The organism is Solidesulfovibrio sp. C21 (genome assembly GCF_047785625.1).
Lineage (GTDB): Bacteria > Desulfobacterota > Desulfovibrionia > Desulfovibrionales > Desulfovibrionaceae > Solidesulfovibrio.
The window spans coordinates 41333-61113 of sequence record NZ_JBLODY010000001.1 but is presented as its reverse complement, the minus strand read 5'-3'; the positions used below and the strand labels follow the sequence as shown (position 1 = coordinate 61113).

Genomic DNA, 19781 nt, shown 5'->3' with positions numbered 1-19781 from the left:
GGTTGCGCGTCGCGCTGCGTCATCGTCAATGCAAGAGGAGGGAGTTATGGCGGAAAAAAAATGGCTTACGGAAGACAAGCTGGCCCTGATCCTGGGGCTTGTCCTCTTTGGCTTGTCGCTCTTCAACTTCGGCGGCGTCGATCCGCTGGGCTGGGCCGTCAAGTCCAACGTGTGGATGGAGCCGGGCCAGATGTTCTCGGCGGCCACGGGCGCCTACAAGGGCATGTCCGGCGTGCTGTCGCTGATTTTGACCTGGATTTTCGTCACGGTGATGCTGGCTTTCGGCATCCGGGCGCTCGGCGGTGACGCCAAACGCTTCATGGTCAGCTTCACGCTGGTCTTTTTCATCGGCTTTTTCTGTTTCGCCATCGGGCACTATGCCGTCGTCGCGGCCACGCCCAACCAACTGGCTAAGTACAACCTCAAATGGGCCATGGGGCTGACCGGCGAGGCGGGCTTCATCGTGGCGCTTCTGGCCGGCATCTTTATCGGCAACTTCATGCCGGGTCTGGCCGAGAAACTGAAGCCGGCGCTCCGCCCGGAAATGTTCGTCAAGATCGCCATCGTCATCCTGGGCGCGGAGCTCGGCGTCAAGTCGGTCGACGCCCTGGGCCTGGCTTCGGCGGTCATCTTCCGGGGCCTTTGCGCCATTGTCGAGGCCTATCTCATCTACTGGGCCCTGGTGTATTACATCTCCCGGAAATACTTCAAGTTCAGCCGTGAATGGGCCGCCCCGCTCGCCTCCGGCATCTCGATCTGCGGCGTGTCCGCCGCCATCGCCACCGGCGGCGCCATCCGCGCCCGGCCCATCGTCCCCATCATGGTTTCCTCGCTGGTCGTGGTATTCACCTGCGTGGAAATGTTGGTCCTGCCTTTCGTGGCCCAGCATTGGATGTACAACGAGCCCATGGTGGCCGGCGCCTGGATGGGGCTGGCCGTCAAGTCCGACGGCGGCGCCATCGCCTCGGGCGTCATCACCGACGCGCTCGTTCGCGCCCAGGCCCTGGCCGTGAACGGGGTGAACTACCAGCCGGGCTGGATCACCATGGCGGCCACCACCATCAAGATCTTCATCGACGTGTTCATCGGCGTGTGGGCTTTCGTCCTGGCCGCGATCTGGTGCACCATGATCGAGTGCAAGCCCGGCGAGCGCATGAAGTTCAGCGCGATCCTCGACCGTTTCCCGCGCTTCGTGCTCGGCTACGTCATCACCTTCCTCATCATGTTGATTTTGTGCGCCAAGGGCGGCGACCTGCTCAAGATGGGCAAGACGGCCATCGGCGACACCGGTCCTTTCCGGGCCATCTTCTTCGTGCTGACGTTTTTCACCATCGGCGTGGTCTCCAACTTCAAGAAGCTGTGGGACGAGGGCATCGGCAGGCTGGCGCTGGTCTACATCGTGAGCCTTTTCGGCTTCATCATCTGGATCGGCCTTTTCATCTCGTGGCTCTTCTTCCACGGGGTCAAGCCGCCGCTGGCGTCCTGACCACACCTGATCAAGCAAGGAGGCATGCATGGAACCTGAAGTCAAAGACGCGACTTTCTCCGAAGAACTCTCCCAGATGGAATGGGAACCGCTTATGCCCATCGAAAAGAAGCTGATCGCCTGGAGCATCAGCCTGGGCGTGGTGCTGCTCTTCGTGCTGTACTTCGTGAGCGCCGAGTTTTTCCCCGGCGCGCACGGCTAGGCGCGACGACGCATCCGATACCTGGCGGGCGGCCCGAAAGGGCCGCCCGTCAGCAGGCTGCTGCAAAGGCCCGATTGCGGCGTTGCTTCAAAAAACCCAAACCCTCGCGTAGCTGTCTACGCGTCGGCCTTGGGTTTTTTTTGCGCCTTGCACTCGAACCTTTTCAGCAGCCTGATCCCTTTGGCGGGAACACCTGCGGCGTGGTTCGGGACGCTTTCTTCCTTTCCACGTTTCTTTCCTGATAGGAAAATGGAAATGAAACATCCCGATAAGTAGAAAATTGAGGAAGGGGAGAGCGCGAGAGGGGAGAACCCTTTTTAAAGGGTTTCCCCTCTCGCATTCTCTTTTTTCTTCCCTTCTGTAGGGTTCCGCGATTCGCAGGGCACGCCGACCTGGCACAGGCCGCAGCTGTTGACCCGGAAGCCGAGTTGGCTTTCCTCCACAAAGGGCGCGGTCACGCCCCGGATGTAGGCCTTGCATTTGGCCTTGTCGTGGCCGGCGGGACTGATGGCCCCGGCCGGACAGCGCCTGGCGCAGGCCCGGCAGACGCGCCCGGCCCCGGCCAGACACCAGGCGTTGTGCGTGGCGTAGGGCCGTGGCGTGGGCGGAATATTCGTGTGCGCCACCACAGACCCCACCCGGACCGCCTTGCCGCGCGCCGTGATGAGCCCGTCGGACAGGCCGAAGGTGCCCAGGCCGCAGACATGGGCCGCATGGCGCTCGGACCAGTTGGAGGCGAAGCCGAAGCGCGGGGACAGCTGCCGCCCCCACTGCGGGAGCAGGGTGGGGGCCACGGCCCGGATGCCGTCCCGGGACAGGCTCTCGACCACGAAGGCGCGCAGGCCTTCGTTGACCATCTCGCCGTAGTGGCGGGCCCGGCTCCAGGCGATGTCCGGCAAGTCCCGGCAGGCCCGGTGGGCGGCGCGGGTGGCGGCGGTCTGGGGGAGTATCCAGGCGATGACGGTCAATGCGTCAGCGGGGGGCGGCAGGTAGTTCGGGAAGGCCAGGGCGAAGGCCTGCTCCGGCGACCAGTAGAATTCCGGGCCGATGTCCTCTTTGATGCGCGTGAAAAGCGGGTCCGCGCCGTCGGCATAGCCGATAAGCGGGGTGTCGAAGGCGGGCATATCCGAGCCCGGGAACAGGGCGTTGTGGGCGCGATCGTCCATCCAGGCGGCAATGCGCCCGGCGATGTCGCTTTCCGGCATGGCGGCCTCCTTCCGTCGTGGCGCGGCGCGAAAGTCGGGAGGGACCAAAGGCCGCGTTTCGGGCGAGGATAGAGGATCGCGCGCGAAACGTCAGCAGGTGAGGGCTGGCCGCCGGAGAAAAAGGGGGCCGGCGCTTTTGCGCCGGCCCCGGGGGAATCAGTCGCCGCAGGCCTTTTTCACGGCCGTCAGCACGGCTTCGGGTTCGAAGGGCTTGTGGATGGCGGCCACGGCCTTGCGGATGGCCATGTCATGGCCGGTCAGCCCGCTTATCACCACCACGGGCAGGTTCTTGAATTCCTCTTTCTGGGAGAACTTGCGGTAGAACCGGGGCCCCCACTCGTGGGGCATCTCCAGGTCCAGGGTGAGGCAGTCGGGCTTCTCGCGTTCCAGCACGCCCATGGCGGCGTCGCCGTCCGAAGCGCTGCAGGTTTCATAGCCATTGTCCCCAAGCAACGTGACGAGATAGGAGACGATCTGCGGATCGTCATCCACTACCATGATTTTCTTGGCCATTTTCGTCTCCTCACTGGGACGGCTGTCCTTGTGGAGCCGGTCCCGATCGCGGTTTTCTGCCGTACGCGCCTTAGCCGTCCGGAAAGTCCCGGTTGATGCCTGTTCCTGTCCGCCGGTCCCTGGGGTCCCCAGGCGGCGGGCGCTGACGGGCGCGAAGCGCCCGGTTACGCCGTCTGTCCCGTATCCGGCTTGCGGACCGGCAGCCGGACGATGCACCGGGCTCCCTGACCCGGTTCCGAGGCCATCTCGATGGTTCCCCCGTAATCCTTGATGATGCCGTAACTGATGGAAAGGCCGAGCCCCGTACCCTTGCCCACGGGCTTGGTGGTGAAAAAGGGCTCGAAGATCTTGTCCTGGATGTCCGGTGCAATGCCGGGGCCGGTGTCGGCGATGGCGGCGGCCACGTGGTCCCCCTCCCGGTACACGCGCAGGGTGATGCGCTTTTCCGCCTTGCCGCCGGCGGCCGGCCCCCGCTCCTCGATGGCGTCGCGGGCGTTTAAAAGCAGGTTCATGAACACCTGCTCCAGCCGGCCGGCATCGGCCGAGACCGGGGGCAGGCCCGGGGTGACGTCGGTTGCGACCTCGATGTTGCGGACCTTGAGTTGCTGGTTGAAGAGCTCCATGGTGTGCAGGAGCACCTCGCCGAGGTCCACCGGCCCGACGGTGAGGTCGGATTTGCGGCCGAACTCGCGCATGTGGGTGATGATCCGGGTGGCCCGGGCGATGTGCTTGCCGATGCCCTCGGCCATCTCCTGGAAAAGCTCGGCCGGGACGGCTTCCCCGCGCCGCGTTTTGCGCATCAGATATTCGGCGATGGTCTGGATGACGGTCATGGGCTGGTTCAGCTCATGGGCCACGCTGGTGGCCATTTCGCCGAGGGTCGCCATCTTGCTCGCCTGGATGAGCTGCTGCTCGGTTTCGAGGCGCCTCGTGATGTCCGTGGCCGAGACCAGGTAGACCTGGCTGTCCGGGAAGGTGGTGGTGGAGACGCGGATGGAGACGTACATGATCGCCCCGGATTTCCTGCAGTGGCGGGCCCGGTCGATGGCGTGGCGTTCCCGGATACTGCGCTCGTGGTCGCTGCGGTCGCGGTTGTAAAAAAGATCCAGGAAATTCTGGCCGATAAGTTCCGCCTGGGTGTAGCCGTAGACCTCCTCGGCCGTGGCGTTGCATTCGAGGATGGTGAGGTCCTCGCGGTCCAGCACGAACAGGGCGGTGGGAATGCAGCTGAAAATGGCCAGGTACTTCTTGCGCGAGCGTTCGAGCTCGGCCTCCAGGTACTTGCTGGCCGTGATGTCGAGACTCATCTCCATGACCGTGTCGATGTTGCCGGCGGCGTCGGGCATGGGGGCGGTGCTGACGAAAAAGGAGCGGGGATTGCCGTCCTTGTCCAGGGTGCTCTCCTCGGTGGCGTGGGGCAGCCCGTCCTTAAAGGTGCGCATGACCGGACAGCCCGGGCAGGGCGCGTCGAGGCCCTTGTAGGCCTTGTAGCAGTACTGGCCGGGGCTGGCGTGGAACTCGCCGGCGAAAAACTGGTTGTAGCTGACCAGGCGCAGGTCCTTGTCCTGGACGGTGATGACGCAGGGCACGTGCTCGAAAAGGTCCTGGTAGCGCTTCATCTGCCGGGCCAGTTCGGCCTGCTTGGCCAGGACTTCGCGGCCCATGGTGGTGATCGCCCGGCCAAGCTCGCCCATCTCGTCGCACTGACTGAGATCGACCCCGCTGAAATCGCCGCCTGCGGCAATGGTCCGGGTGGCCCGCATCATTTTGCGCACCGGCGCGTTGACCAGCAGGTGCATGCACAAAAAGAGGATGAAGAACAGCGCCGCCGCAATGGCCAGGGCCATGAGGAAGTTGATGCGGGTGAAGCGCGAAAGCGTCGTTTCCGTGCCGGCCAGGGACACCGCCATGTCCAGCAGGCCGAGAATCTTCTTGCCCGGCGGATGCACGTGGCAGGGATCGCCCGAGCAGGAGGGGTCATTGACGATGGGAAAGATGATGCCGATGCACTTCTGGTCCTGGGCGTCGGTGAAAAAGCGGGTGCGCGCCTTGATGCCGACGCCAAAAAGCGGCGGCTCCTTGCGGTGGCAGACATAGCAGGCTTCCTGCTTGATGTCGGTGTCGGTGCCGATTTCCGCCGGGTCCTTGGAATACTTGATCTCCCCACGCTTGTTGTAGATGCGGATGGATTTGATCGCCGTCTGGGAGCCGATGTTGCGCACGATCTCCTGGGTGGCGTCCGGGGCGTAGGTCAGCATGGAGTCGTGCAGCCCCAGGATGATGGTGGTGCCCAGGCGGTTGATGTCCGAGACGGTGTTTTCCATGGACAGCCTTTCCATGGCCCCGATGTTGAGGTGGGACCACAGAAAGAAAAAGAGCATGAGCGCCACGCCGGATATGATGGCCAGCTTGGTGATAAGCGAGCAGCGGATCTGCAGGAAGACCCGGGCGGCGCTGCCCGCGAAACGCGTGAGCGGCGCGCCGGCGCCCTTGCCGGGCTGTCGCTTTTGAGCCTGTCCGGCGTCGCCGGTATCGTGTTCCCTGTCCATGTATGTCCTTCCCCGCCCTGTCGCTGCCTTACGACGCGCTGACCGTGATGGAAAAGGCCCCGGTCATGGCCCAGACCGTTTCGCCCACTTCCAGACGCAGATTGGCCAGGGTCTCCGGGGTGACCACGGAGCTGACCCGGGCCCCGTCCTCCAGAAGCACCACCACCTCGGCCGTGTCCGCGCCGGTCATGACGCGTTCCACCACGCCGCGAAAGCGGTTGGGGCCGGGCGCGGCCGTTTCGGCGTCGCGCGACAGGCGGGGCGGGCGGATGCGGGCCGTGACCGGGCTTCCCCGGTGCAGCTCCATGGCTTTTACGTGGTCGTTGGAGAGCACGGACACCAGCCGGTGCCCGCCGGGGGTCTCCACCTCGAGCAGGGATTGCAGGTCGCCGGGGGTTATGGCCGCGACCTGGCCGGCAAAGGTGTTGCAGTTGTCCTCGGCGGCGGCCTTTTCCGTGTCGAGCAGGGCCTCGTCGGGGGAGGCGGGGTCCCTATCGGAAATTTCCAGAAAGGCGGCCGTGGAGTTGGCGGTCAGGTGCCCGAGGCTTCGCTGGATGGCCCCGAGCGGCACGCCGCCGCGAAAGAGTTCGATGCCGCGCGAGCGGCGCAGCGTGTTGGGGCTGGCCAGCTGCCTGGGCAGGCCGCAATCGTCGGCCCGTTCGTAGAGCACGCGGCGCACGTAGCCCTGGTCCAGGGCGAGCAGCGTGCCGCGATAGGGCTCGTAATCCGGGTCGCGCAGGATGGCGGCCAGTTCGGCGTGGAGTTCGTGGGGCAGATAGACCTCGCGGGCGGGTCTGTCCTCCTCGCCGCGTCCGCCGAGGGTGACCTTGCGGGCCACGAGGTCGAAATCCTGGGTATCGTTTACGGCCAGGACCTCGCCGAGCTTGGCGCCGGTATGGCGCAGGAGCAAGAACACGAGTCTGCAACGGTTTCGTGATAAACTCGAACGCTTCCCCCTCGCCTTGGCCACCCAGGTCACAAAGGCCTGATCAAGCAAAATGAGCTGTTCCGTGCTCAGGAACCGGACCGTTGCCGCCGCTCCGTCTGCGGTCTTGGCCGTGGTTCCTTTCCTATCTATCTTGTTTTTTGGGACTATTCCCATCTTGTGAGCGCCTCCGCGGCCTGGGCCGACGTTGTGTCGGGGGGCTAAATCCCGACGTTTCGTATCAGGAATTAAAAAAGCAGGTGACAAATTTCACGAAAGCCGCTAATGACGTATCTCACGTATTGAATGCAAATCGTGATTATTTTTTGCGGTGCTGTCAAGGCTAATTTTTCCTGTCCGGACCACGCCGACGAGCCGGACCGGAAAAACGGACCCCGGACACGCGCCAAGGGATCGAGGCCAAGGGAGACGGGACACGTGAACAAGTCAAGCAGAAGGTCGAAGAAGGTATGAAAAACGCAAAACAGCGCACGGGTTCGCTGCTTGTCGCCCTGGTCCTGCTCGGGGCCGGCGGCCTGCTTTCACTCATGGCTGGAGGGGGCGCGGCCAGGGCCCAGGGCGACGACAAGCTGCGAGCCGACATCCTCTCCATCGACGAACTGAAAAAGTTCGGCCCACTCACCCAGCCCCCGGTCGTCTTCCTGCACGACAAGCACACGGCCGCCTTGGGCAAGCAGAAACAGTTCTACAAGAAGGAATGCGGCACCTGCCACCTGTCCGACAAGGACGGCACCATGTTCCTGGCTTATCAGCAGGGCGACAAGCCCATGGACGCCGACAGGATCAAGGAGACCTTCCACGCCAACTGCATCGGTTGCCACAAGAAGATGGCTGAGGACGGCATGAAGGCCGGTCCCACGGACGTGCAGTGCAAGGGCTGCCACAACGGCAACCCGGACGTGGCCTCCAACTGGCAGCCCCTTGTCGTCGACAAGAAGCTGCATTACCGCCACGCCGCCACCCAGGCCAAATCCGAGAACAAGTGCGGCGCCTGCCACCACATCTACGACGAGGCCGCCGGCAAGACCATCGCCGCGCCGACCCCCGAGAAGGTGCCCGGAGCCTGCGTCTACTGCCACACCGAGTCCGGCACCGAGGTCAAGGGCCGCAAGCCCGAGAAGATCCGGTCCCTGCGCCTGGCCGCCCACGGCGAATGCGTGACCTGCCACCGTTCGGTCGCCGCTTCCGGCGGCAAGGACGTGGCGACCGGACCCACCACCTGCGCCGGCTGCCACGGCCCGCTGGACCAGAAGGCCATTGCCGAGACGTCGCTTAAAAAGGTCCCGGCCGACGCCGATCTGCGCATCAAGCTCGGCCAGCCCGATTTCGCCCTGATCCGCCCGGTCAAGGCGGAAAAACCGCTGGTCGGCGCGGACGGCAAGCCGATCAAGGACTACGGCATGCCGCCGGTGCCCTTTGACCACAAATATCACGAATCCAAAAACGAGACCTGCGTCTCCTGCCACCATGCCGCGCTGACCTCCTGCGCCGCCTGCCACACTCCGGCCGGCGACAAGAAGGGCGGCTACGTGCCCCTCGAAGCGGCCATGCACAAGGTCGAGGCGTTGCAAAGCTGCGCCGGCTGCCATGCCGTGCAGCAGAAAAAGCCCGAGTGCGCCGGCTGCCACGCCTCCATGAAAAAGGGCGTGGGCGACGTCTCGCAGTGCGGCTCCTGCCACGTGACCCCCCAGGGCGCGCTGGAACAGTCCGTGGCCGAGTTCATGGAACGCCGCGACAAGGACGCCGCCGCCATGGCCCCGGGCCTGGCCGAGAAGCTCCTTGCCGGCAAGCGTTCCGAGACGGCCACCATCGCGGTCGAGGGCATTCCCGAAACCGTGACCCTCGGATCGCTGGCCAAGGACTACCAGCCTTCGGTCCTGCCCCACCGCAATATCGTGCTGTCCCTGGTCGCGGGCATGAAGGGCGACAAGCTCGCCGGCGCCTTCCACGCCACGGACACCGCCGTGTGCCAGGGCTGCCACCACATGAGCCCCGCCTCCAAGACGCCGCCGCGCTGCGGCAACTGCCACCCGGCCGTGGAAGGAACCGCCGCCACGCCCCGTCCGACCCTCAAGGCCGCCTACCACAACCAGTGCATGGGCTGCCACACGGCCATGGGCATCAGCGGCAAGGTTGCGGACAAGGCTCCCGGGGCCAAGCCCGTGCCCAAATCCACGGACTGCACCGGCTGTCACGCGGCAAAGAAGAACTAGCACGCCAAACAGACGAGGTCGCGATACGATGAAACGAAGACACTTTCTGGGCCTTTTGGGAGCGGCCGGGGTGACCCTGACCACAGGGGCCAAGGCCAAGGCTTCCGACGCCGCGGATGTGGCGGGCCTGCCCAATGCGTTCGGGGTTCTCTTCGACGCCTCCCGCTGCATCGGCTGCCGCAAATGCGAGGCCGCCTGCAACACGGTCAACGAGCTGCCCAAACCCGACAAGCCTTTCGACGACTTGACGGTGCTCGACACCGAGCGCCGCACGACCGCCACGGCCTACACCGTGGTCGACAAATACATGCCGAAGTCCGGCGAAAACCCGGTCTTTCGCAAGATCCAGTGCAACCATTGCATGGAGCCGGCCTGCGCCTCGGCCTGCTTTGTCAAGGCGCTCAAGAAGACCGAGACCGGTGCGGTGGTCTACGACGCCTCGCTGTGCGTCGGCTGCCGCTACTGCATGGTCGCCTGCCCGTTCAACATCCCGGCCTACGAATACAACAAGGCCCTGACGCCGCGGGTCATGAAGTGCACCATGTGCTACCCGCGCATCAAGGAAGGAAAGCTTCCGGGCTGCGTCGAGGCCTGCCCCAAGGAGGCCTTGCAGTTCGGCCGTCGTCGGGACCTGCTCAATATCGCCTGGGACCGGATCACGGCCAATACCGACAAATACGTGTCCCACGTCTACGGCGAACATGAGATGGGCGGCACGAGCTGGCTGTATATCGCGCCGAAGCCGTCCTTCGCCGCCCTCGGCATGGACGAGCACCTGGGCACGACCCCCGCGCCGGAGTTGACGGCCGGGGCCCTGACCGCCGTGCCGGCCGTGGTCGGCATCTGGCCGGTGCTTCTGACCGGGCTTTACGCCGTCAGCAAGCGCAAGGACAAAATCGCCGAGGAAGAAAAGAAGGCGGCGGTCGAGGCGGCTATCGCCAAGGCCAGCGCCGAAGCCGAGGCCAAGCTGGCCGAGGAACTGACCAAGGCCGAGGTGGCCGGCAAGCGCCGCATCGAGGTCGAGGTCAAAAAGGCCCTGGAAGCGACCGCCAAGACATCCGAAGGCGGGGAGGACGCGTAATGTCGACGGAAAACACCAAAAACTCGCTTTTCACGCCCTTCAATATCATCGCGGGCGTGATTTTGGCCGCCGGCATCGTGGTGACCATCATGCGCTTCACCATGGGCCTTGGCTCGGTCACCAATCTGTCGGACAACAACCCCTGGGGCCTGTGGATCGGCTTTGACCTGCTGTGCGGCGTGGCCCTGGCCGCCGGCGGCTACACCACCTCGGCCGCCTGCTACATCTTCGGGTTCAAGCGCTTCCACGCCGCCGTGCGCCCGGCCATCCTGACGGCCTTTTTGGGCTACGCCCTGGTCGTTTTCGCCCTCGGCTACGACGTCGGCCGTCCCTGGCGCCTGCCGTACCCCATCTTCTATTCCCAGGGCACGACCTCGGTTCTCTTCGAAGTCGGCCTGTGCGTGTTCATCTACCTGACGGTGCTCTTTATCGAATACCTGCCGGCCGCCCTGGAATGGCTGGGCGGGTTCGACAAGTACCGCACGGTGCTGATCAAGGTGACCATGGGGCTCACCATCCTCGGCGTCATCCTTTCGACCCTGCACCAGAGCTCGCTCGGCGCGCTCTACCTGATCGTCCCGTCCAAGCTGCATCCCCTGTGGTACACGCCGTATCTGCCGGTGATGTTCTTCATGTCGAGCATGTTCGCCGGCCTGTCCATGGTCGTCTTCGAGGGGACGCTGTCCCACAAGTACTTCCATGATAAGATGGACGACGATTACAACGCCAACTACATGGATTTGCAATTCGCCTTCGCCAAGGGCGCGGCCTGGATCATGTCCGGTTACCTGGCCATGAAGCTCATCGGCCTGGCCATGGACAACCGCTGGCAGTACCTCTTCACCGGCTACGGCGCCTGGTGGCTGTTCGAGGTCGTCGGCTTCGTGGTGCTGCCGTGCTACTGCTACGCCGTGGGCTACCGCGACCGCAACATCGGGCTCGTGCGCGTCGCCGCGCCCTGGACCGTCATCGGCATCATCCTGAACCGCTTCGACGTGAGCCTGGTCGCCTTCAACTGGAAGCTGCCGAGCGCGCTGCGCTACTTTCCGAGCGTGAGCGAAATCATCATCTCGCTGTTCGTGGTCACTGTCGGCGTGCTGGCCTTCCGCTTCATCGTCACGCGCATGCCGATTTTTTACGCCCACCCGGCCTACAAAGACTCGTCCCACTAGGGTGAGAGGAGAACAATACGATGTTTAACACCTTGCAAGACCTGATGCTGCACAACAAGAGCATTACATATGTGCTCATGGGCATCCTCTTGATCTGTTTTGTCGGCTTCTGGCACTTCCTGACGGGCCGCGAGGAACGCAACCGGCGCTACTAGGCCGCCTGGACCTTGATACGGTAAGGAGATCACCATGTTTGCATTCCTGACGGGTCCGATGCTGTGGCTGTCGTTCGCCATTTTCGTCATCGGCTGCGCCTGGCGCGTCGTCAAATACGTCAAGGGCCTCGACTGGCAGCTCGACCGCGTGCCCTACGGCTACTACCGCGGGCTGGCCGTCAAGGGCGCGCTCAAATCCATCTTCCACTGGCTGACCCCGTATGGCTCGCGCAGCTGGCGGCTCAAGCCGCTCTACACGGCCGCCTTTTTCCTGTTGCACGTGGGACTGGTTCTTGTGCCGCTTTTTCTCTTCGCCCACGTGATGCTGGTGTCCGAGCGCTTCGGCCTCTCCTGGCCCACGCTCCCGGCGGGGCTGGCCGATGCCCTGACCGTCCTCGCCATGGTGGCCGGCGTCTTTATTCTGCTGCGCCGCTTCGCCCTGCCCGAGGTGCGCATCATCACCACCGCCCATGATTTGTGGGCCATGGCCATTAGCCTCGCGCCGCTTCTGACCGGGTTCGTCGCCGCCCACCAGTCCGGGGACCATTCCGGCTGGCTGCTCGCCCATATCGTCACGGGCGAGATCTGGCTTGTCGCCATCCCGTTCACCAAGCTCTCCCATGTGGTGTTGTTCTTCTGTTCCCGGGCTCAGATCGGGGTGGACTTCGGCGTCAAGCGCGGCGGCCAGCGCGGCCGCGGCATCGTCTGGTAAAAAGGCCGACGCCACGTCGCCAAGGAGAGAATAGCCATGCCTGAAGGTATTTACTGCAACAAGCAGCCGATCACGACCGATGAGGCCCTAAAAGCGCTTCTTTCGGACACCCGCGGCAAGAAATACTACGAAGAGATGGAATCCCTGGAAGTGGACCGCGAAAAGCTGTGGTCCTCCATCCAGAAGACCATGAAGTCGCGCATGAAGACCTGGCTTTCGGTCTGCGCCCGCTGCGGGCTGTGCGCCGATTCCTGCTTCCTGTACCTCGTCAACGACCGCAACCCCGAGCAGGTGCCGTCCTACAAGATCCATTCGACGCTTGGCGAGATCATCAAGCGCAAGGGCGACGTGGACAACGCCTTCATGCGCCACGCCATGGAAGTGGCCTGGTCGCAGTGCACCTGCTGCAACCGCTGCGCCATGTACTGCCCCCACGGCATCGACATCGGCATCATGATGGGGTATCTGCGCGGTCTGCTTTATGCCCAGGGATTCGTGCCCTGGGAGCTCAAGATCGGGGCCGGCATGCACCGTGTCTACCGGGCCCAGATGGACGTCACCACCGAGGACTGGACCGAGACCTGCGACTGGATGGCCGAGGAGCAGCAGGACGACTGGCCCGGTCTCGAGATTCCCATCGACAAGGAAGACGCGGACATCATGTACACGTGCAATGCCCGCGAGCCCAAGCACTATCCCGAGGATCTGGCCGAGGCTGCCATCCTCTTCCATATCGCCGGGGAGAACTGGACAGTGCCCTCGGAGGGCTGGGAACAGACGAGCCTGGCCATGTTCGCCGGCGACTGGGAAGCCTGCAAGCTGCAGGTCCAAAACGTCTACGCCGCCATCGAGCGCCTGCGCCCCAAACGGGTCATCGGCACGGAATGCGGCCACGCCCACCGGGCCACCGTCGTCGAGGGTCCGTACTGGGCCGGCCGTCCCGACGGCCAGCCGCCGCGTCCCTACATCCACTACGTGCAGTGGGTGGCCGAGGCGCTGCGCACCGGCAAGCTGAAAATCGACCCCACCAAGCGCATCAAGGTCCCGGTCACCTACCAGGACTCCTGCAACTACGTGCGCAACTGGGGCCTGGCCGAGACCGCCCGCGAGATCCTCTCCTATATCGTCGAGCCCGGCTACCTGCGCGAGATGACGCCCAACAAGGAGCACAACTACTGTTGCGGCGGCGGCGGCGGGTTCAACGGCATCGGCAAGTTCCGTCCCCAGCGCAACAAGGCGCTTTTGACCAAGCGCGACCAGATCCTCGCCACCGGGGCCAAGCTCGTCATCTCGCCCTGCCACAACTGCTGGGACGCCATCCGGGACCTGGAGGAGGAGTACCGCATCGGCATCGACTGGTCGTTTCTCAAGCCGTTGCTCCTTAAAATGGTCGTCGTGCCGGAACACTTGAAACCCAAGGACGACGATGGCGATGTATAGCACCGACGATGGCGCGGCAATGAACAACGCACCTCTCACGCGTAATGGGGGTCGGGTATGTTTGGCAAGATAGTGTTTGCGACTTCGGGCGCGCCGGATTGCGACAGCGCCGCCCGCGTGGCCTTCGATATGGCCGGCCGCTACGGTTCGGAGATCGTGGTGTTCCATTGCCTGGGCATTCCGGGCAAGGGCGACAGCAACCTGGTGCTCGACGTGCGCACCGGCGAGGAAGTGGACCCCGACGCGGAGTACCTGGAGGGCGTGCGCGAGGAACTGCGCACCACCTACGCCATCCAGCTTTCGGCCTGCAAAAACGCCCGCATCGAGATCGCCGTGGGCAATCCCTCGCGCGAGGTGCTGCGCGCCGCCCGCAAGGAGGACGCGGACCTCATCGTCATGGGCGCCCGGCGCGCCGGCGTCGAGGTCGGCGGCTTCTACCGCCGGGGCGTCATCGGCGGCACCCACCGCAAGGTGGCCAAGGCCGCCCGCTGTCCGGTCCTGACCGTCTCGCGTCCGGCCGCCTCGTTTTGGGGCGGGTTTTCCAATATCGTGTTCGCCACCGACTTCTCCAAGGCCTCGCAGTCGGCCTTCAAGCTCGCCCAGAGCATCACCCGCGATGTCGACGGCGAACTGCATCTGTTCCACTGCCTGGACCTCGACCGGCTCCAGTCGCCCATCGCGCTGACCCAGGAGGGCATCGAGGGCCGGCTGGCCGAAGCCCGGCGCAGGATCCAGGTCGAGTACGCCGCGAAACTCGGCGACCTGGCCAAGCGCGCCAGCATTGAGGTCTGGGAAGGATCGCCCTATGTGGAGATCGTCAAGTTCGCCCGGGAACGGCAGGCCGACCTCATCGTCATGGCCCACCACACCCGGAACGTCGATCCCGACGAGGGGCCAGACGAGCGTCCCTTCGGCAGCACTTTGGAGCAGGTCCTGGTGCGCGCCACCTGTCCCGTTGTCAGCGTCAACCGGCCGGACAAGCTGCCGGAAGCGTCCGAGGCGTGACGGGACCCGACCTTGCAAGCACAAGGAGAAGTGGAGCCATGAGCAAGAAAACCATACTGACGGTCGACGACGATCCCAATATCCGCGACTACCTGGACGCGCTTTTCACCGACAACGGCTATGAGGTCGTCACCGCCGAAAGCGGGGAGCGGGCCATGGAGCTCTTAAAGGATCTTCGCCCGGACTGCATCACCCTCGACGTGGAGATGCCCGACAAGACCGGCCCCTGGGTCAGCCGGGCCATCAGCAAGGACCCGTCCCTGGCCGCCATCCCCATTGTCGTCATCACCGGCCACACGGAACTGACCTACATCATCCCCAAGGCCGCGGCCTTCATCGGCAAGCCCTTCGAAGCCGACGAGGTGCTGCGGCTGGTTGCGCAAGCCATAGGCGAATAACCATGGGCGCGGGGCCGTCATCCGACGGCCCCGCCCACTGCCGGGCCGGACGTCTGGACCGCGACGGAGAAGCCTCATGAGCGAAACCCTGCTCCTTGTCGACGACGAGGAAGACATCCGAAGGTTTTTAGGCCTGTTCCTGTCGGATCTGGGATACGCCGTGCACGCCGCCGCCAACGGCGAAGAGGCGCTGGCCATGTTCGACGAGGTGGCCCCCTCCATCGTCCTGACCGACATCAAGATGCCGGTCATGGACGGTCTCGAGCTCTTAAAGCGCATCAAGGCCAGAAGCCCGGACACCGAGGTCGTCATGATCTCCGGGCACGGCGACATGGACCTGGCCATAAGCTGCCTGCAGTACGAAGCCGCCGATTTCGTCACCAAGCCCATCAACCACGACATCCTCGACGCGGCCTTAAAGCGCATCGACGAGAAGCTGGCGTTGCGGCGCGAACTGCGCCAGTACACCCAGAACCTCGAAAAGCTCGTGCGCGAGAAGTCGTCCCGGGTGGTCGAGCTGGAGCGGCAGCTGGCCGCCGGCCAGATGGCCGAGACCATGTGCCAGGCCATCTCCGGGCTGTCGGCCGATCTCGGCGAGGGCGCGGGCTATTTCAACGAGATGCCGTGCTTCGTGGCCGTGCACAACGCCTCTCTCGAGGTCGTGGTCACCAACCAGCTCTACAAGGAACGCCTCGGCGACATGGTCGGCCACCATAGCTGGGAGGTCTACGTCGGACAGGCGCTCAAAGGCTTCGACGGGCCCATCTGGAAGACCTTCCAGACAGGCAAGGGCCAGCGTTCGCGCGAGACCCTGCTGTGCAAAAACGGCAACGAGCTGCCGGTCATGGTCCACACCTCGCCCATTGCCGCAACCAACGGCAAGGTGGAGCTGGTCCTGGAAATGGCCGTGGACGTCAGCGAAATAAAGCGGCTGCAGGAAGAGCTGCGCGTCACCCAGCAGAAGTACATGGACCTTTTCGACGCCACGCCCTGCTATATCGCGGTGCGCGACGCCTCTGGCAAGGTGGTGGCCAACAACCGCCGTCTGGTGGAGGACTTCGGTGAGGGCGTGGGCCGGGCCTGCTACGACGTCTTCAAGCATCGCTCCGAACCCTGCCCGGACTGCCCGGCCATGGGCACCTTCGAGGACGGCGAGCCCCATTATCAGGAATCGGTGGTCACCACCCGCGACAGCCGCCAGCGCAACGTGCTCATTTCCACGGCCGCCATCCGCAACGCCGCCGGGGATGTGGTCGAGGTCATGGAAATGTCGGCCGACATCACGAGCATCCGCCAGCTGCAAAGCCATCTCACCTCGCTCGGGCTTATGCTCGGGTCCATCTCCCACGGCGTCAAGGGCATGCTCACGGCGCTGGAGGGCGCGGTCTACCGGGTGGAATCGGGCCTGCGCCGGGGGGATGCGGAGAAGACCCAGGCCGCGGCCGAGGCGGTCAAGACCCTCGTCGGCCGGGTACGCAACCTGGTGCTCAACGTCCTTTACTACGCCAAGTCCCGGGAACTGGCCCCGGAAACCGTGGACGTGGCCGCCTTCGCGACCGGCGTCGCCCAGACCGTCGCGCCCAAGGCCGCCCGCGAAGGCGTGACCCTGACCGCCGAGATCGGCGGGGACCTCGGCTCCATGGCCGTGGACGCCGCCAATTTGCAGGCCGCCCTGGTCAACATCCTGGAAAACGCCGTGGACGCCTGCCTGGCCGACACGGACAAGCCCGAACACCTTATCCGCTACCGGGTGGGCCGCGAAGGGACCATGCTGGTCTTCGACATCGAGGACAACGGCATGGGCATGGACCAGGAGACCCGGGAAAAGGCCTTCACGCTCTTTTTCTCCTCCAAGGGACTCAAGGGCACGGGACTGGGGCTTTTTATCGCCCACGACATGGTGGCCAAGCACGGCGGCGTCATCGACCTGACCTCCGAGCCGGGTGTGGGCACGCGCTTTTGCGTGCGCATTCCCGACCATCCGATCCCTCTGGCAGGAACCGCTCCGGAAGTGGCGGCGGAGCAGGGCTGAGCGGTTTTCCCTGGAAAAGAGGGCAGCCGGCCGGGAACGGCTTGTGCGCGGCCGGCGGATGGTGCTAACAGAAAAGCATGACCGCCGAACCGGAGTCGCAACGCTCGCTTCTGACGGGGCTGGACGAGGCCGTGGCCCTGCTTGGGGCCATGTCCGACCGGGAGGCGTTGCTGCGGGTGCTGCTCGGTCTGCTGCACCGCTGGACGGGCTGCGACGCCGTAGGCGTGCGTCTGGCCCATGGCGAGGACTTTCCCTATTACACCACGTCGGGATTTCCCGAGGCCTTCGTGCTGGCCGAGACGCGTCTATGCGCCCGGGACGCGGCCGGCGGGACGGCGCGTACCCCGGCCGGCCGGGCCGTGCTGGAATGCATGTGCGGCGCGGTCATCGAAGGGCGCGTCGATCCCTCCCTTCCCTTTTTCACGTCCCAGGGCTCCTTTTTCGTCGGTTCGACCAGCCGTCTTCTGGCCGAGGCCGCAGCTGCGGGCCTGCCGCCGGGCACGCGCAACCGCTGCAACGCGGCCGGCTATGAAACCGTCGCCCTGATTCCGCTTCGCGCCGGCAGCCGCATCCTCGGGCTGCTCCAGGTCAACGACCGGCGGCCCGATCAGCTGGACGCGGCCGCCGTGGCCGGCCTGGAGCGGCTGGCCGAGGGCGTGGCCGTGCTGCTGGCCCGCCAGGAGACCCAGCAGGCCCTGGCCGAGGCCCAGGCGCTCTACCAGGCCGTCTTTTTCACCAACATTGCCGTCAAGCTGCTGATCGACCCGGTTACGGGCCGCATCGTGGACGCCAACCCGGCGGCCTGCGCCTTTTACGGCTATCCTCTCGAAGTGTTGCGCCGGCTGTCCATCTGGGACATCAACACCTGCCGGCCCGAGGAGGCGCTCAAGCACATGCGCGCGGCCCGGGAGGGGCGGCAGGGCGTGTTTCATTTCACCCACCGGCTGTCCGGGGGCGAGTTGCGGGAGGTGGAGGTGTATTCGGGGCCGGTCGCCTACGCCGGCCGCACGCTGCTTTTTTCCATCGTCCACGACGTCACGGACCGGGTGCGGGCCGAGCAGGCCAGGGAACGGGCCGAGCAGGTGCTGCGCCACGACCTGCGTTCGCCCTTGGCCGGCATCGCCGGTCTGGCCAACCACCTGGCCGGAGCCGGGCTCGGTGACGAACACCGGGAGATGGTCGAGGTGATCCGCGAGACGGCCGAGCGCCTTTACACGTTGGTCGGGCGCAATCTCGATCTGCAAAAAATCGAGCAGGGGCGCTACGAACTGCGGCCGAAGTCGGTGGCGATGGCCCCGGTGCTGGCGGGCATGGCCCGGGAGACGGCCAGCCTGGCTCATGCCCGCCAGGTGCGCCTGACGCTGGCCGGAGAGGGCTTCGACGACGGTGGGGCAGGACCGTCGGTCGCGGGTGAGCGGGACCTGCTGGCCCTGCTTTTCTCCAATCTTCTCACCAATGCCCTGGAAGCGGCTCCGGCCGGGACCACGGTCCGGCTGACACTTGCGACCACGCCGACGCGGGCCGAAATCGTGATCCACAACCACGGCGTGATACCCGCGGAAATCCGGCCGCGTTTTTTCACCAAGTACGCGACAAGCGGCAAGAAGGACGGCACCGGCCTTGGCGCCTACAACGCCCTGGCCGTGGCCCGGATGCATGGCGGGACCATCGATTGGGAATCCGAAGCGGCGACCGGCACCAGCCTCACCGTGCGCCTGCCGCTGGCGGCCTGCGCCGGCGCGGCTCAGCCCGGCTGATCTTCCAGGGCGGCAAACAGTCCGTCCATATCCTCCACCGCGCCCATATCCAGGCAACTGGCGGTCGTATCCGGGGCCGGCCGGCCCGTGGCGGCCACGATTGCGGCCTCGGCCAGCGCCATTTCCCGGGCGATGTCCGGGGCATGCAGATAGGGCAGGCGGTTTCCGGTCATGGCCAGCGTCTCGAAGTTGCTCTCGGAAAACGCCTGCTCCTGCTGGCGGGCCCGGCGCAACTGGGCGACGAGCCGGCCGTGTCGGGCGATCAGCGCCGGTACGGGCAGGGCGCGCGGGGCGAGCCCGGCCAGAAAGCGCAGGGCATAGGCCAGGGCCGCTTTGCTTTGGGGCGTCTCCGCCGGCAGCCGGCCGGCCAGGGTGGCAAAAAAGGAGGCGGCTCCGGGCGACCAGTCCGGGCCGGTCTGGCGGGCGGCCACGGCCAGATCGAGGGCCGCCGCCGCGCCGAAACGTTCGTTGATGATGGCCGCCGCCTCGCGGGGCAGGGTGCGGGTCGGGGCCAGCCGGGCCACGAAACGGGCCAGGTCGTCGGCGTCGAGCGCCAGGGCCAGCCGCGTTCCGTCCGGCAGCACGGCCACGGCCTGGTCGACGGACGCGCCAAGCGCCGCGATCAGGCGCTCCTGGCCGGCCGCGTCGAGTCCGGCGGCGGCAAGGACCGGTTCCAGGGCCCGGGCCACGGTTTCGCCCGGAAAAAGCAGCAGTTCCACAAGGCTTGCGGCTTGCGGGTCGTCCCGGTCGGCGACCAGGGCGGCAAGCTCGTCTGCGGCCAGCGCGCCGTAGGTGGAGCGGATGAAATGCGCCACGGCCTCGTCCTGGGGCAGGCCGGCGGCGAGCTGGCCGGCGATGGCCCCGGCCAGGGCCTTTTCGGGGGAGGCGTCCATGCCTCCCTGGTATGCCGGGGAC

Annotated in this window: 17 protein-coding genes; 12 read left to right on the top strand and 5 right to left on the bottom strand. The window is 65.3% G+C overall.

The features are described from left to right. Positions 1 to 46: 46 nt before the first annotated feature. Positions 47 to 1486, top strand: a complete 1440-nt coding sequence (locus ACMZ6R_RS00265) for a putative sulfate exporter family transporter (RefSeq protein WP_416108609.1) — start codon at positions 47 to 49, stop codon at positions 1484 to 1486. Positions 1487 to 1514: 28 nt separating this feature from the next. After that, complete coding sequence (locus tag ACMZ6R_RS00260; protein ID WP_416108607.1) at positions 1515 to 1688, top strand: hypothetical protein; 174 nt, start codon at positions 1515 to 1517, stop codon at positions 1686 to 1688. A 317-nt stretch (positions 1689 to 2005) separates the two neighbouring features. Here ACMZ6R_RS00260 and ACMZ6R_RS00255 read toward each other — a convergent pair whose 3' ends face one another. The 4 genes from ACMZ6R_RS00255 to ACMZ6R_RS00240 form a co-directional block, all read right to left on the bottom strand. Beyond that, complete coding sequence (locus tag ACMZ6R_RS00255) at positions 2006 to 2893, bottom strand: 4Fe-4S ferredoxin (protein WP_416108605.1); 888 nt, start codon at positions 2891 to 2893, stop codon at positions 2006 to 2008. Between the two features lie 156 nt (positions 2894 to 3049). Further along, on the bottom strand, positions 3050 to 3406 hold the full coding sequence (divK, locus tag ACMZ6R_RS00250) for a DVU0259 family response regulator domain-containing protein (RefSeq protein WP_416108603.1): 357 nt from the start codon (positions 3404 to 3406) through the stop codon (positions 3050 to 3052). 164 nt (positions 3407 to 3570) lie between these two features. After that, a complete protein-coding gene (locus ACMZ6R_RS00245) occupies positions 3571 to 5955 on the bottom strand; it encodes an ATP-binding protein (RefSeq protein ID WP_416108601.1) in 2385 nt (794 codons plus the stop codon). 28 nt (positions 5956 to 5983) lie between these two features. Next, entirely contained in the window at positions 5984 to 7057 is a 1074-nt protein-coding gene (locus tag ACMZ6R_RS00240) for a TOBE domain-containing protein (RefSeq protein WP_416108600.1), read from the bottom strand. A gap of 293 nt (positions 7058 to 7350) precedes the next feature. Here ACMZ6R_RS00240 and hmcA point away from each other — a divergent pair, with 293 nt between their 5' ends. The 10 genes from hmcA to ACMZ6R_RS00190 all read left to right on the top strand — a co-directional run bounded on the left by hmcA (position 7351) and on the right by ACMZ6R_RS00190 (position 18866). Then, entirely contained in the window at positions 7351 to 9114 is a 1764-nt protein-coding gene (gene hmcA / locus ACMZ6R_RS00235; RefSeq protein ID WP_416108598.1) for a sulfate respiration complex hexadecaheme cytochrome HmcA, read from the top strand. 28 nt (positions 9115 to 9142) lie between these two features. After that, positions 9143 to 10195: a sulfate respiration complex iron-sulfur protein HmcB gene (hmcB, locus tag ACMZ6R_RS00230; RefSeq protein WP_416108596.1), complete on the top strand. Its 1053-nt coding sequence runs from the start codon at positions 9143 to 9145 to the stop codon at positions 10193 to 10195. Further along, on the top strand, positions 10195 to 11367 hold the full coding sequence (gene hmcC / locus ACMZ6R_RS00225; RefSeq protein WP_416108595.1) for a sulfate respiration complex protein HmcC: 1173 nt from the start codon (positions 10195 to 10197) through the stop codon (positions 11365 to 11367). Before hmcB ends, hmcC begins: the two co-directional genes overlap by 1 nt. 20 nt (positions 11368 to 11387) lie before the next feature. Next, positions 11388 to 11522 (top strand): sulfate respiration complex protein HmcD, encoded by a 135-nt coding sequence (gene hmcD, locus ACMZ6R_RS00220; protein WP_005991864.1) that lies wholly within the window; start codon positions 11388 to 11390, stop codon positions 11520 to 11522. A gap of 34 nt (positions 11523 to 11556) precedes the next feature. Continuing rightward, the gene (hmcE, locus tag ACMZ6R_RS00215) at positions 11557 to 12234 is read left to right on the top strand and encodes a sulfate respiration complex protein HmcE (RefSeq protein ID WP_416108594.1); all 678 of its coding nucleotides are present in this window, start codon (positions 11557 to 11559) and stop codon (positions 12232 to 12234) included. Between the two features lie 36 nt (positions 12235 to 12270). Next, complete coding sequence (hmcF, locus tag ACMZ6R_RS00210) at positions 12271 to 13674, top strand: sulfate respiration complex iron-sulfur protein HmcF (protein ID WP_416108592.1); 1404 nt, start codon at positions 12271 to 12273, stop codon at positions 13672 to 13674. A 57-nt stretch (positions 13675 to 13731) separates the two neighbouring features. After that, on the top strand, positions 13732 to 14679 hold the full coding sequence (locus ACMZ6R_RS00205; protein WP_416108591.1) for a universal stress protein: 948 nt from the start codon (positions 13732 to 13734) through the stop codon (positions 14677 to 14679). 38 nt (positions 14680 to 14717) lie between these two features. Beyond that, on the top strand, positions 14718 to 15077 hold the full coding sequence (locus ACMZ6R_RS00200; RefSeq protein WP_416108590.1) for a response regulator: 360 nt from the start codon (positions 14718 to 14720) through the stop codon (positions 15075 to 15077). 76 nt (positions 15078 to 15153) lie between these two features. Continuing rightward, positions 15154 to 17109, top strand: a complete 1956-nt coding sequence (locus tag ACMZ6R_RS00195) for a response regulator (RefSeq protein WP_416108588.1) — start codon at positions 15154 to 15156, stop codon at positions 17107 to 17109. A 77-nt stretch (positions 17110 to 17186) separates the two neighbouring features. Further along, entirely contained in the window at positions 17187 to 18866 is a 1680-nt protein-coding gene (locus ACMZ6R_RS00190; protein WP_416108587.1) for an ATP-binding protein, read from the top strand. Here the strand turns inward: ACMZ6R_RS00190 and ACMZ6R_RS00185 are convergent. Continuing rightward, positions 18854 to 19759, bottom strand: a complete 906-nt coding sequence (locus tag ACMZ6R_RS00185) for a hypothetical protein (RefSeq protein ID WP_416108585.1) — start codon at positions 19757 to 19759, stop codon at positions 18854 to 18856. The genes ACMZ6R_RS00190 and ACMZ6R_RS00185 overlap by 13 nt on opposite strands. Positions 19760 to 19781 lie beyond the last annotated feature (22 nt).

Coding starts and splice junctions, on each gene's coding strand:
- ACMZ6R_RS00265 (WP_416108609.1), top strand. CDS start 47: ATGGCGGAAAAAAAATGGCTTACGGAAGACAAGCTGGCCCTGATCCTG.
- ACMZ6R_RS00260 (WP_416108607.1), top strand. CDS start 1,515: ATGGAACCTGAAGTCAAAGACGCGACTTTCTCCGAAGAACTCTCCCAG.
- ACMZ6R_RS00255 (WP_416108605.1), bottom strand. CDS start 2,893: ATGCCGGAAAGCGACATCGCCGGGCGCATTGCCGCCTGGATGGACGAT.
- divK (WP_416108603.1), bottom strand. CDS start 3,406: ATGGCCAAGAAAATCATGGTAGTGGATGACGATCCGCAGATCGTCTCC.
- ACMZ6R_RS00245 (WP_416108601.1), bottom strand. CDS start 5,955: ATGGACAGGGAACACGATACCGGCGACGCCGGACAGGCTCAAAAGCGA.
- ACMZ6R_RS00240 (WP_416108600.1), bottom strand. CDS start 7,057: ATGGGAATAGTCCCAAAAAACAAGATAGATAGGAAAGGAACCACGGCC.
- hmcA (WP_416108598.1), top strand. CDS start 7,351: ATGAAAAACGCAAAACAGCGCACGGGTTCGCTGCTTGTCGCCCTGGTC.
- hmcB (WP_416108596.1), top strand. CDS start 9,143: ATGAAACGAAGACACTTTCTGGGCCTTTTGGGAGCGGCCGGGGTGACC.
- hmcC (WP_416108595.1), top strand. CDS start 10,195: ATGTCGACGGAAAACACCAAAAACTCGCTTTTCACGCCCTTCAATATC.
- hmcD (WP_005991864.1), top strand. CDS start 11,388: ATGTTTAACACCTTGCAAGACCTGATGCTGCACAACAAGAGCATTACA.
- hmcE (WP_416108594.1), top strand. CDS start 11,557: ATGTTTGCATTCCTGACGGGTCCGATGCTGTGGCTGTCGTTCGCCATT.
- hmcF (WP_416108592.1), top strand. CDS start 12,271: ATGCCTGAAGGTATTTACTGCAACAAGCAGCCGATCACGACCGATGAG.
- ACMZ6R_RS00205 (WP_416108591.1), top strand. CDS start 13,732: ATGTTTGGCAAGATAGTGTTTGCGACTTCGGGCGCGCCGGATTGCGAC.
- ACMZ6R_RS00200 (WP_416108590.1), top strand. CDS start 14,718: ATGAGCAAGAAAACCATACTGACGGTCGACGACGATCCCAATATCCGC.
- ACMZ6R_RS00195 (WP_416108588.1), top strand. CDS start 15,154: ATGAGCGAAACCCTGCTCCTTGTCGACGACGAGGAAGACATCCGAAGG.
- ACMZ6R_RS00190 (WP_416108587.1), top strand. CDS start 17,187: ATGACCGCCGAACCGGAGTCGCAACGCTCGCTTCTGACGGGGCTGGAC.
- ACMZ6R_RS00185 (WP_416108585.1), bottom strand. CDS start 19,759: ATGGACGCCTCCCCCGAAAAGGCCCTGGCCGGGGCCATCGCCGGCCAG.